9 protein-coding genes are annotated in these 13,467 nt (G+C 45.4%); 5 read left to right on the top strand and 4 right to left on the bottom strand.

Annotated elements, in window-relative coordinates:
* Nucleotides 1–13 precede the first annotated feature (13 nt).
* Nucleotides 14–1,795, bottom strand: a complete 1,782-nt coding sequence (locus tag QT327_RS19145) for a TrkH family potassium uptake protein (protein ID WP_289553741.1) — start codon at nt 1,793–1,795, stop codon at nt 14–16.
* Between the two features lie 186 nt (nt 1,796–1,981).
* Between QT327_RS19145 and QT327_RS19140 the strand changes: the two genes are divergently transcribed.
* On the top strand, nt 1,982–2,842 hold the full coding sequence (locus QT327_RS19140) for a mechanosensitive ion channel family protein (RefSeq protein WP_289553740.1): 861 nt from the start codon (nt 1,982–1,984) through the stop codon (nt 2,840–2,842).
* A gap of 221 nt (nt 2,843–3,063) precedes the next feature.
* A complete protein-coding gene (locus QT327_RS19135; protein WP_289553739.1) occupies nt 3,064–4,269 on the top strand; it encodes a DUF389 domain-containing protein in 1,206 nt (401 codons plus the stop codon).
* Between the two features lie 19 nt (nt 4,270–4,288).
* Here QT327_RS19135 and QT327_RS19130 read toward each other — a convergent pair whose 3' ends face one another.
* From QT327_RS19130 to QT327_RS19120, 3 genes are read right to left on the bottom strand one after another with little or no spacing between them, the layout of a single operon-like run.
* Nucleotides 4,289–6,523, bottom strand: a complete 2,235-nt coding sequence (locus QT327_RS19130; protein WP_289553738.1) for a xanthine dehydrogenase family protein molybdopterin-binding subunit — start codon at nt 6,521–6,523, stop codon at nt 4,289–4,291.
* A gap of 22 nt (nt 6,524–6,545) precedes the next feature.
* Complete coding sequence (locus QT327_RS19125) at nt 6,546–7,565, bottom strand: FAD binding domain-containing protein (protein WP_289553736.1); 1,020 nt, start codon at nt 7,563–7,565, stop codon at nt 6,546–6,548.
* On the bottom strand, nt 7,558–8,055 hold the full coding sequence (locus QT327_RS19120; RefSeq protein WP_289553734.1) for a (2Fe-2S)-binding protein: 498 nt from the start codon (nt 8,053–8,055) through the stop codon (nt 7,558–7,560). Before QT327_RS19120 ends, QT327_RS19125 begins: the two co-directional genes overlap by 8 nt.
* Before the next feature lie 281 nt (nt 8,056–8,336).
* Between QT327_RS19120 and QT327_RS19115 the strand changes: the two genes are divergently transcribed.
* The 3 genes from QT327_RS19115 to QT327_RS19105 all read left to right on the top strand — a co-directional run bounded on the left by QT327_RS19115 (nt 8,337) and on the right by QT327_RS19105 (nt 13,464).
* Nucleotides 8,337–8,915, top strand: coding sequence for an RNA polymerase sigma-70 factor (locus QT327_RS19115; RefSeq protein ID WP_289553732.1), 579 nt, complete (start codon nt 8,337–8,339; stop codon nt 8,913–8,915).
* Between the two features lie 91 nt (nt 8,916–9,006).
* Complete coding sequence (locus QT327_RS19110) at nt 9,007–9,984, top strand: FecR family protein (protein ID WP_289553731.1); 978 nt, start codon at nt 9,007–9,009, stop codon at nt 9,982–9,984.
* A gap of 135 nt (nt 9,985–10,119) precedes the next feature.
* Complete coding sequence (locus QT327_RS19105) at nt 10,120–13,464, top strand: SusC/RagA family TonB-linked outer membrane protein (protein ID WP_289553730.1); 3,345 nt, start codon at nt 10,120–10,122, stop codon at nt 13,462–13,464.
* The last annotated feature ends 3 nt before the right edge of the window (nt 13,465–13,467 follow it).

Here is a 13,467-nt window from a genome sequence, read left to right as displayed (position 1 = left end):
CAGGCATTATTGGCTAGAACAGAACTTGCTCCTGCGGGTATCTATATTTTTTAAACGTTGTCTCTTTTATCAATGCAACCAACAAGGTAAGTGCACCAACCCGGCCAACAAACATACTGGCCGCTAGAACCATTTTCCCGCCGTTACTGAGTTTCGGTGTGACGCCCAGACTCAACCCGGTAGTACCATAAGCAGAAAAACACTCAAATGCCAGCGATTGGATGCTTTTATCGCCGTCAGTAAGCGATATAAAAAAGAAAGCTAGTCCGATCCCCATGAAGGACAGAAAAACTACGGTGGATGCTCTTTTAAGCGAGTCGGTCGATATTTCGCGCTTAAACACTTCTACCCGATCTTTACCTCTCACCAAACTAACCACATTCAATACAATAACGGCAAAGGTTGTGGTCTTAATTCCACCACCGGTAGAGGCCGGAGAAGCACCAATCCACATGAGCAACATCATGATTACCACCGTGGGCATTCCAAGATTTTCCATGGGTACACTATTGAATCCAGCGGAGCGTGGACTTGCCCCCATAAGAAAAGAGGTAGTCAATTTCCCTGCCAGGCTCTTATGTTCGGCTAATGTGTGGTGATATTCTAACAGCATATAACTGAGCGTACCAAAAATAAGTAGTATAACGGATGTCCAGGCAATCAGTCGTGAATTGAAACTTATTACCCAGGCTTTATATGTAAAAGGTTTACCGTAAACAACCCGTATGAAAATATTGATTGCCCAACGTTTAATGAAAGTAAAACTGTTGAACATAATACCAAAACCAAGCCCTCCAAAGATGAATAAGAAAGATGACACCCAAATTAATGGATAATGAAATCGTAGCTCTTCATGATTCAAGCCGCCCGGGATGATGGAAAATCCCGCATTACAAAAGGAGGATACTGCATGAAATATCGAAAAAAACAAGTGATTGACACCAAGCTTATTGGCAACATCCGCAGTATAGAAGTAAATCAAAATCGTGCCAAGAGCTTCAACGGAGAATGTTATAAGAATGATCTTCAGCAAGGTATTAATTACGGAACCTAGCTTCTTTTCACTCAGTAACTCCGTATACATCAGCTGATTTTTATACGAAAAACTGCCGGAAAAAAAATAGCCAAAGAAACCGGTAAAAGTCATAATTCCAAGGCCACCAAGTTGTACAAGTATCAACAGTACCCCCTGTCCGAACATGGAAAATTTTGAAGATATATCCACCACGGAAAGCCCCGTAATGCAAACTGCGCTTGTAGCCATAAATAGCGCATCTACAAAACTAAGTGACGCGCCAACCGTTACCTTGGGCAATAAGAGCAAGGCTGTTCCTAACAACACTAAGAAAAGAAAACTAATTACAAATAACAAGGTAGGGTTGAAATAAAAGCGATCAAAAAACAGGCTATTTTTTGAAATTTCAACCAGTAGAACAGCGAATATCCCGACAAAAAGCCATTCACCCTGCCGAAATAAGGCATCTGCTGAAACCGGACCGAAAGTTCGTTCAGCGACTATAAACCAGCAGTAGAGGCCCAATAGTAGGTCGGTATACTGAAAGCCGGCTTTTTGATATTTAAAAAAGAAGCGAAGAATTGCTTTTAGCAATAGAAGGAAGGCAAATCCATAAAAAATAACCTTAATGGTTGCGCTTAAGAAGTAGGCTACCTGATGATCCGAATTATAACCAACATGAACAAGAATAAATAAAGAACCTATTAAACTCACGTATAGCATGAATAAATCCGTGTACTTTAGTCCTTTTATCAGCTTCTCATCTTCTAAAAATTTCATTGCCCTTGTCGGTTTATTTATAAGCAAACTTAATGTTTCCAAACACATTTCACGAAAAATCACCCCGGTTTCTGCTTTTTTTTGCTTTTCTGAAACGATATTTTTTCGCTTTTTAATTTGAATTTTAACAATATGCTTCTACTTTTAGCATATTTAATAGATTTCTAATCCATAAATTAATTAATCATGCAAGATTTATCAATTGAAAATGTAGGTCAAATTGAAAAGCATTGGGACAAGTTTATTGATTCGGTCGTTGCTCATGCACCGGGGTTTATTTCCGCAATCATATCAGCCATTCTGATACTGTTAATAGGCTTATGGATCATTAAATTACTCAGCCGATTTATCGAAAAGATATTCGAAAAACAGCACATCGATGTTTCAATCAGGCGCTTTTTGGGCAACTTGATCAACTGGGTGTTGAAAATCATGCTGTTTATTGTGGTAGTTACCCAGCTCGGTGTGCAGACATCCACTTTTGTAGCTATTATAGGTGCCGCAGGTTTAGCGATAGGCTTAGCACTACAAGGGTCATTAGCTAATTTTGCGGGCGGTGTATTAATCCTAACATTAAAACCTTTTAGAGTTGGCGACTTTATATCCACTGCCAGCGGAATTTCGGGTACCGTACAGATTATAGATATTTTTAATACCCGGTTAAACACACCACAAAATCAGGTTATCGTCATACCAAACGGTGAATTATCGAATAGCAGTATTACTAATTATAGTGGAATGCCAACACGACGTACGTGGTTTGATATTGGAGTTGGTTACGGTAGCGACTTGAAAAAGGCCAAAGAGGTTTTGCTTACCGTAATTAAGAACAATGAATTCGCTTATGATGAACCGGCGCCTCAAGTGGTGGTGACAGCGCTTGGCGATAGCGCCATCAATTTGTCCATAAGGGTCACCACTTCAAATGAAAACTTCTGGACCATGCATGAACAATTAATTATCGACTGTAAGGAAGCACTGGATGCCGCTGGTATCGAAATTCCCTTTCCCCAGCGCGATGTCCATTTGATAAATAAAGATACTTAAGGGTTTTACTACCTATGAGGGTGTCAAAACGATGCGGTTTCAGGCACCCTCCTAAAATAAAAGATAATTATTATTTTAGAAGCGCTTCCGAAAAAGAAATGAAGCTTTTATATGGACATTTATAAACTAATTGAAAAATTTAATATATCGTCGGAGCGCGAGGAATATGGTTTAATCCATGAAACCGTAGAAAAAGGCATCTACTTCAGGGGAACGAATCTTTGGATTCTGATCTTTGCCATCATATCGCCTGTGTGGGACTGAATGTCAACTCAACGGCCGTAATTATCGGTGCCATGTTGATTTCTCCGCTGATGGGGCCTATTCTCGGAATGGGATACAGTTTGGCTACCTATGACTTTAAGCTATTCCGAAAAGCCCTTGCAAACTTCGGCTTCGCGGTTGGTGCCAGTCTTGCCACCTCCACCTTGTACTTTTTGCTAACCCCGCTGAGTGAAGCCCACTCTGAATTACTTGCACGTACACAACCAAATATCTATGATGTTATTATTGCTATGGTGGGTGGTTTAGCAGGTATCGTAGCCCTTTCCAGTAAACAAAAAGGCAATGTGATTCCGGGGGCAGCGATCGCTACGGCCTTGATGCCTCCACTGTGCACTGCAGGTTATGGCTTATCGACCGCCAATTGGTCATACTTTTTTGGAGCCTTTTACTTATTTACTATAAACACAGTCTTCATTGCGGCGGCAACCTTGGTAACTGTCCGCTTTCTAAAATATCCAATCTGGCATCAAACCGAGGAAGGCCTTAAGCAACGTGCGAATATGTGGGTCAGCATTATTGTCACAATAACCATGATACCGAGTATATACTTCGGCTACGTACTTGTCAAACGGGAGCGGTTTAAACAAGAAGCGACTCGTTTTATAAAAAACGAAACGTACATCGAAGGAGATTACCTCTTGAAGTCGGACATCGATCCTTTGCAGAAGATTATCCATTTAACTTATGGCGGAAAGCTCATACCCGAACCCACCAAGAAAAAGTTACAGGAAAAATTAAAGAACTATACCTTGATGGATGCAAAAATCACTATTCAACAGGGTTTTTCCTTTGCCGATGCGAATAATGATTTGCTTGAGCTAACCCAGCAACAGGCAGAAATAAACCGACTACGCTCCGAATTGTCACTCAATCTAAAGCGCCAAGATAGCATACAGCAGCGTAGCCTTTTAGGACAGCAACTTTTAAAGGAGTTGAAGCCTTTATTTCCGGAAGTGCAGGCATGTGCAACGTCAGAGCAAGTTTTCTACAACGATTCGCTGAAAATGCAACGCTATCATTCATTAACACTTCAAAGTAGGGATATCAAAAAAACCTTCGCAAACAAAGAACGTATTACGACATGGTTCCAACATCGCTTGCAACAAGACTCTATTCGGGTGTACATCGAAAGAGCCTTATAGCGGCTCCTAGAAATACGGCTCATGCCAATAATTCATCAAAATGAATAGGCAGCCTATTGATGCGCTTGCCCGTGGCATGGAATATTGCGTTTGCAATCGCTGCGGGCATGGCGACTAAGCCGATCTCGCCAACCCCCTTCGTGCCCAACTCATTAATCAGCTCATCTTTTTCATCCGCAAATATAACTTCCAATTGGTGGACGTCCGCATGGGTGGGAATATGGTATTCGGCAAGATTAGGATTAACATATTTGCCGAGATTTTCGTCGATAACGGACTCTTCGTGAAGTGCTTTACTAATGCCCCATACCATCGATCCACTTATTTGGCTGCGTGCCGTTTTTGGATTGATAATTTTACCGGCAGCCACAGCGGTAACGGCACGGGTAACTACAATCGTTTTTAAATCTTTGTCTACCTCCACTTCTACAAAGGATGCGCTATGCGTCATTTTACTATATTTTCGCAGCTTCAACAAGTGAGGCTTTCCCATTTTGGTCGTTTTGATAACCTGTCCCTTATTAGCCGCAACAATCGCCTGGAAACTGACATGCACAGACGGATCGTTCCGCAGTGAGATACTTCCATCTTTAAAGGTTATATCTTTTTCAGCAACGCCAACCAGCGGTGAGTTGGGTATATCCTTTGCTTTTTTCAGCAGTTTTTCCTTAAGAGCCTTCGCGGCCATAACGATCGCCACACCGGTAGAACTGGTCATTGACGAACCACCTTGAAACATGGAGAAAGGCTTTTTACTGTCGCCATACCCGAAAATCACGTCTTCAATAGGCAGCCCGAGTTCGTCGGCCGCAACCTGGGTCATCACCGTGAATGTTCCGGTTCCAATATCGGTAACCGCATTATTTATCTTCAATTTTCCTTCTTTTGTTATCATAGCCTGCACCCGCGACGGAAATTGATAAGCGTCCCACACACCCGTTGCCATACCATAGCCAACCAGTTTATTACCACGTTTCATGCTGCCCGGCTCGGGGTTACGCTCGCTCCAGCCGAACTTGCTTGCCGCTTGTTGGTAACATTCCCTGAGCGCTTTGCTAGTGAAGGGCTTTCCGGTTGACGGATCGACCTCTGCATAATTACGCAACCTTAATTCAAGCGGATCGATGCCTAATTTGTATGCCAACTGATCCATTGTGCATTCGATGGCATGCATAGCGGTTACACCGCCCGGTGCCCGCATATCGATAGGTGTAGATAGATCAAGGGGTACCACTTTGTATTCAAACCGTGTGTTGGGTATCGGATAGAGGCGGTGGCTCCAAGATGAAATAACTTCGGTGTAATCTTCATAGGAAGACGTTTCCACAAAAGCCGCGTGACGGGCCGCCGTCAATCTTCCATTTTCGTCGGTAGCGAACTGCAGTCGCTGCATATTTTGTGGCCGATGCGCCAAGGTGAACATTTGGTGGCGGTCTAGTACAACCCGCACATTACGTTTCAGATACATGGCGGCCATTACCGATAAAAAAAGCTGATATTGAGGTCGCAGGCCCGAACCGAAGGCTCCGCCCACATAGGGTGCCAATACACGCACGTCCTTATAGCGAAGACCGAAGACATTGGCTACGAAAAACTGATTGTTGATGGTACCTTGCGTTTTATCATAAATAGTCAGTTTGCCATCGCCTTCAAACACGGTTGTGGTTGCAAAAAGTTCCATGGGATTGTGGTGCTCGATGCCGTGCTGATATTCAGCATCAACTTTAATCGGTGCTGCACTATAAACCTTTTCAAAGTCGCCCGTAGGCGCCGGCGGCGGTGGTTTCAACGCCGTAGCGATTCCTTTTTTTGCCGCTCGTGCTGCACCCAAATTGGCCTCAACAGAGGTCACGAACGATTCCTCTTCATAATTCAGTTGAACGAGCGTTGCTCCATAGCGGGCGGTTTCGAATGCCTCCGCCACAACCAGCGCCACGGGCTGGCCGTTAAACCGTATTTTATCGTCGCACAATGGTTTGAAGACCGTACCGGGAGGTGCATCCATATCGGCATATTGCAGGTCGAACCAAGCAAGGCCCGGCCGGTTCTCGTGCGTCAATACCTCCACCACACCCGGTAATGCTTTTGCTGCGCTTGTGTCTATACGAACAATTTTGCCTTTGGTGATCGTACTGCTGACTACGTATCCATATAATAATCCCGGAACCTGGTAATCCGCAGCATATTTGGCAGCACCGGTCACTTTCTGCCTTCCTTCCAAGCGGCTAAGCGGTTGTCCTACGCTGGGTTTCATTGCCATAATTTTACATAATAAATCAACGTGAAGCTTTTGCACCTGGTCGCTGCGACTCAGGTTCCAAGGCCATCATACCATTACGGATGATCGCCCGTTTGGCTAATTCTATTTTAAAGCTATTGTGTTCGTATCCTTTGGCGCCCCGTAAAATAACAGCTGCTGCTTCAGCGAAATTTTCAGGTGTCGCTGTCTTGCCTTTTAGCGATTCTTCGGCTTCAGCAACCCTCCAGGGCTTATGCGCAACACCACCTAAAGCGATCCGCGCTTCCTTAATCACATCACCATCCAGTTCAAGCCCGGTTGCCACAGACACGAGGGCAAACGCATAGGATTGCCGGTCGCGCAGTTTCAAGTAGGAATAATTTTGCTCAAATCCCTTTGGAGGTAAATCTATCGAAGTAATCAACTCGCCATGCTGCAAATTATTATCAAGGTCAGGCTGATCACCGGGTAATCGGTGAAAGTCTGCAAACGAAATACGCCTTTCGCCATTTGGGCCGGTTACGTTCACAACTGCCGTGAGAGCTGCCAAACCTACGCACATATCCGAAGGAAAAACGGCGATACAGTGCTCACTTGCTCCCAAAATGGCATGTATGCGATTATATCCGTTGATCGCAGCACAACCGGAACCCGGAACCCGCTTATTGCACGGCGCATTGGCATCGTAAAAATAATAGCAGCGTGTTCGCTGCAACAAATTACCGCCGTCGGTTGCCATGTTACGTATCTGCGCAGAAGCCCCGGCAAGGATCGCTTTAGAAAGCAAAGGGTATCGCGACTCAATCAAAGGATGATAAGCCGTATCTGCATTGGTAACCAATGCACCCAATCTCAAGCCTCCATCCGCTGTTTCGGTGATCGTCCTGCAATCCGGTAAGCGATTAATATCGACCAACAGCTCGGGGTGCCTCAGGTTATATTTCCAAATATCAATGAGATTAGTGCCGCCGGCAATAAAAGCAGCTCGGACATTAGCGTCAACAGCCTGTACGGCTTCAGCCGCATTTTCAGCTCGCAAAAAAGCAAAATTATTCATACAAGCCTCCGTCCTTTACTTCCATAATAGCATCGATGATGCCAACATTGGCGCCACAGCGACAAAGATTTCCGCTCATCAGCTCCTGCACCTCTTCCCGCGTCTTTGCCTTTCCTTCTTTCAGCAAACCAATTGCACTGCATATTTGTCCGGGGGTGCAATAGCCGCACTGAAAGGCGTCATGATCAATAAAAGCTTGCTGCATCGGATGAAGCAGCGTATCGCCTGCAATGCCTTCTATTGTCAAAACCTCGGCACCATCTTTCAACACGGCCAACGTCAAACAGCTTAGGATACGTTTACCATCACAAAGAACGGTGCAGGCACCACATTGCCCGTGGTCGCAGCCTTTTTTGGTCCCGGTGAGGGTTAGGTGTTCGCGCAGGGCATCCAAGAGGCTCACCCAAGGCAATAACTTCAGTTTATGCTCCTCCCCGTTGATCGTTAACCGAACCGTTTGTAGTCCGTTGAATTGCTCTTTATTTTCCATTGGATTCGATTCTAGCCAAAACCTATGCTCCCTGAAAGCACGTCATTTGCTATCCATTGAAACAATTTATCCTTACTATAGTTTCGGATGATTTGCAGAACCAACAGAAAACCTGCATGTTGCTTACTACGTGCGCAAGCGCTGTTGCTGCTATAATGAAACTTCTAGGACAACTACTTGCGAGAACAGGAAAATTTCTTTAAGTTTGGTTATATTTGACTTGACGAAACCAATATAGCCTACCATAAGCATTTTTTGAGGGTGTTAAAATAGCAAGTGTCATGAAAGCACGCCCTACTGATGAATTTTCTGTCGATCGCTTCCGTAAGGGGGATGAATCTGCTTTTGATTATCTGTTCAGGCAGTTATACGCCCCCCTATGTACTTTCGCCGAAGGAATCATCGGTGATGAATATATTGCTGAAGAACTCGCACAGGCTGCTTTTATCAAATTATGGAAAAAACGGAGCGGATTTGCTTCGCTATTAAAAATAAAAGCCTTTCTGTATATCGTGATAAAAAATGACGCCTTCAATCACCTCAAAAGAGAAAAAAGCAGGCTCAAAATAGAACAGCAGCTTTCCCAAAAACTACCCTTCTCGGAACAGGACATTACCGATCGCATCATTTATACGGAGATGATGCTTATCTTGGACCGCGCAATTTCCGATCTACCGGAACGATGCAAAAAGGTAATTGAATTGAGTTACCACGATGAAAAATCATCCAAAGAAATAGCCGAGGCAATGGGTGTATCTGTCAGCACTGTTGACAATCAACGGGCACGGGGCATTCAATTGCTGAAGAAATCACTTGCAAAGGTTGGCTTACTCTCTTTTCTCCCTATTTTATTGGCCTAACCAAAAATATCGTTTTGCTTTTAGAGATTTTTCCATTGGCGTTGTTTTTATATAAAAACGTTGAGCAACCCTAATGTTTCAAAATCTGAATGTGAAAAACATAGAAAAGGCGATCGAAATGGCAGCTTTGCTGCACCGGTACCACCAACAGCAATTGAATGAGACCGAACGGCAGAAACTTACCGAATGGCTTGAAGCCAGTCCCGAAAACCGTGCCCAATTTAAAAGAGTGCTGAGGGAATTGAAAGGCGAGCACAGATTCATTGGATCGAAATACGATCTCCGTGTTGAGGCAGCACTCGATCGGGTTAAAGGGAAATTAAATAAAAGTGCCGGACATTCGTATAAGCGCTATCTGCCTTACGCTGCTGCCGTTGCACTCATTATACTTTCCACAATCATCTATCAAACAAATTATGGCGCTGTGGAGATACTGACCGCAAAAGCGGAAACCAAGAAGCTTTATCTGGCCGATGGTACGCAAATCGTTCTCGAACCGGACAGTAAATTGAGTTACCACAGATCATTCGGAAAGTCTAACCGAAGGGTGACGCTGGAAGGCGGGGCCTATTTCAGGGTGGCAAAAAATGAACGACATCCCTTCGTTGTGTCCGGCGAGACCGTTAAAGTAGATGTGCTGGGGACCTCCTTTCGGTTAAAAAATTATACCGGCGATGAAGAGGCCAGGGTACTGGTGACTTCCGGCAAGGTTAGAGTGAAGGCCACACTGCGATCCGCTCCGGCCGCTGTGCTGGAATATGGTGAAGAATTGGTGTACAACAAACATGAAAAGCTGAAGAAGAAGAAATACGACAAAAAGGAGATAGCGAAGATTGATGCCGGCATTACGGTGTATGAAGGTGAAAGCCTTAAAAAGATCATCCGGGATCTGGAACGGAGTTACGGTGTCCGGATCGATTGCGCGCAGGAGCTGCAAGAGCGCCTCTTCTTCGGCGATTTGAATACTACCGGAAAACTATCTTTCTTTCTGGATAAACTGGCAATGACCGTACATGCCACATGGAAAAAAACGGGCGATAATCAATATAGCATTCAACAAATTAAATAGTGTACATATGATCTGATGAAAAGATAAAATGACAATCGCCTGCTTAGAGCAGACGATTGATCCTAGACAATAAATCAACGGGAGAAACCTTTCACCTTTTGCTCCCGCGAATATGCTAAACTTAACCATAAATGTATGAATAACTATCTATACCGACAAATACAAGGATGGAGGCTGGTAGCGTGGATGTTCCTGCTAATCTTTTTTCAGCCGCTGTTGTCCTTCGCTAACCACAATGCCGACCCACTTCTGAACAAACGAATATCCGTTAACCTGCATAATGCTTCGCTCAAGGAAGCGCTGGACTTATTATCGGAGAAGACCGGGATTGCCTTTGTGTACAGTGATCTGTTCAGCAACCGGGCCGAACGTGTAAACATCAATGCGAAAAATATTTCTGTGCGGGAAGTGCTCGATAAAATGATCAATGCAAGTCTATTTTCTTACACGGTCATGGGAAAAGAAGTAGTCATCAATGCCAAAACAAAACAACAGCAGATCCGTGGCCTGGTAACTGACCAGACAAAAGCCCCCCTGCCCGGGGTTTCTGTCCGGATTAAGGGAACAAATCAAGGCACCAGTACCAACGAGGATGGTCGTTACGGCCTCACCGCTCCGGCGGACGCGACATTGGTATTTTCCTTTACGGGTTATGTGAAACAGGAAATCCCCATCAGTGGAAGGAACGTGATTGATATCCAGTTGAATGAAGACAACAATGAACTGAATGAGGTGGTAGTGACCGCCCTGGGAGTCCGGAAGGAGCGAAAAGCGTTGGGATACGCGGTTACAGAGGTAAAGGGTGAAGAGATAACCACGGCAAGAGAAAATAACTTCGTGAATTCGCTTGCAGGAAAAGTAGCTGGCTTGGACATAGGAGCTACCTCGGGTGGCGTTGGTGCCGCCAGCAACGTAATTATACGGGGTGTATCCAGTATCGGCCAGGGCAATCAGCCGCTGTATGTTATCAACGGTGTACCGATGGAAAGCAAACCCGTCGGTCGGTTCAATACGAATCCGAACGGTAATTCGGGAAGTCAGTGGGACAACGCGCCGGATATGGGTGATGCGATCTCCAATCTGAACCCCGACGATATTGAAACCATATCGGTACTTAAGGGCGCAGCAGCTTCCGCTTTATACGGCTACCGTGCCAAAGCGGGTGTCATTATGATTACAACCAAAAGCGGCAAGGGAAACAGCATCGATTTTAGCTCCAACTATGTTGCCGAACAGGTCATGAACATGACCGATTGGCAATATATATATGGGCAGGGTTCAAACAATGCCAAACCGATCGATCAGGCGGGCGCAGCCCAGGTAGGAGGTTCCAGTTGGGGCGCACGTCTAGACGGAAGTCAGGTAGTGCAGTTCGATGGGGTAGAAAGGCCTTATGTGGCCCAGCGCGACAACCTCAAGAGCTTTTACCGTACCGGCGGGAGCTGGACCAATACACTGGCTTTGAACAAAAGCTTTGATTTCGGGACTGTCAGACTTTCGGGAAGCAACCTGGATAACCGCTCGGTTGTGCCTAACTCGGGCATGGATCGGCAGACCTTCAACTTTAGTGGTGTATTCGATCCGATCAAAAACCTGAAAATTGATGCACGGGTCAATTATATCATGGAAGATGTGCAGAACAGGCCTTATCTGTCTGATGGGGCCGGAAATGCCAATTACAATGTAACCTTCCTGCCCACTAGCGTTAATGTGACGGATCTCAAACCTTGGGTGAACGCCGATGGAACAGAACGCGCTTACAATGCAGGCAATACCTTTGCCACCAACCCGTGGTTTGCCGCCTATGAATTCCGGAACAATACCAAGCGCGAACGTACCATCGGTTCCATTACGGCGCGATATGATTTCGATAGCGGTTATTTTATTCAGGGCCGTGTGGGACGGGATAACTACTCCAACAAATACACCAATGTGGTACCGAGCGGAACTGCCTATAGGCCCTTGGGTTCAATGACCGAGCAGATCACACTTTTCTCCGATCTGAACGCCGATTTTCTGGCGGGAGGGTCCTTCTCCGTGGATGATTTTGTCATCACACCCGCCGTTGGCGCCGCCTTTCGGCGAACGAAAAGCGAACTCTCCATTCAGAATGGACAGGATTTTTCCGTTGCCGGCTTGTATAATATTCTGAATACCGTAAATAAAACCGTAGGCTTTGTGCCGAGCGATCAGGAAACGCAATCCGTTTACGGAAATGTCGAGTTTTCCTACAGAGATATGCTCTATCTTACCGGTTCCTTGCGCAGCGATTGGTTCTCTACACTGGCAACACCGGGCATTGACAACAAATTGAATACCGTTTACCCCTCGGTAAATGCATCCTTTGTATTCTCGGAGCTGTGGCAACCGAGCTTCCTTTCCTTTGGAAAAGTGCGGTTAGGCTACGCCACTGTTGGACAGGCAACGGACCCTTACAGAACCCAGCTGATGTACAATTTCCTCAGCGAAACGCTCAACGGAAAACCATTGGGTAATATTATCAACACCGCCATACCCAACTCAGGCTTAAAAGCTTCCTCCGCATCTGAATTAGAATTCGGCGCAGAACTCAGCTTATTCAATAGCCGGTTGAATGTGGATGTATCCTATTACAACAAACAATCCAAGGACGAGATCGTCGACGTCACCACGTCAACCACAACGGGCTATCAAGGTGCCGTACTGAACGTGGGCGAGATGGAAAATAAAGGTGTTGAACTTTTGTTAACGGGACATGTATTCCGCAATCCGGATGGATTCAACTGGACCACCAGCTTTAACGGCACCTTGAACAACAACAAAATAAAATCCCTGGCCGAAGGGACTACCGTGCAGCCCGTGGCCACCTCCCGGTCAAACGTCGGTTTCCTTCAGCATCGCGAGGGTTTGCCAGCTTTTCAGATTATGGCCTTTGACTTCAGTTATGACGAAAACGGAAATATCATGTACTTACCGAACGGGGCACCCGTACGGGGTGAATTGAAGCCTTACGGTTCAGCCATGCATAAATGGATGTTGGGATGGAACAATGAGTTCCGGTACAAAAATCTAAATTTTTCCTTCCTGATTGATAGCAAGTGGGGAGGCAAGATCTTTTCAGCCACCGATTACTATGGGTATATCTTCGGTTTGCATCAGGCCACATTGGAAAACAGAGAAGGCAGCTTTGGTGAAAGCGGGGTGGAAGCATCGGAATATTACAGTCAGTATGCCAATAATGTATCGAAACAGTTCGTGCAGGACGCCAGTTTTATCAAGTTGCGCCAGATCGTCATCGGTTATACCTTTCCTTCTGCTATGTTCAATAACAAGATCAAATCCTTGAACATCAGCGCGGTGGCGCGTAACCCGTTTATTCTAATGAGGCGCACGGATAACATCGACCCCGAAGCGAGTTACAATGCCAGTATACCGGGCTTGGAGCTGGGCGGTGTGCCGCCTGTAAGAACCTTCGGACTTAACTTAAGTGCTAGATTCTAAATC

This window comes from Olivibacter sp. 47, from assembly GCF_030372825.1.
Classification (GTDB): domain Bacteria; phylum Bacteroidota; class Bacteroidia; order Sphingobacteriales; family Sphingobacteriaceae; genus Olivibacter; species Olivibacter oleidegradans.
This window is presented reverse-complemented; position numbering and strand designations above follow the sequence as displayed.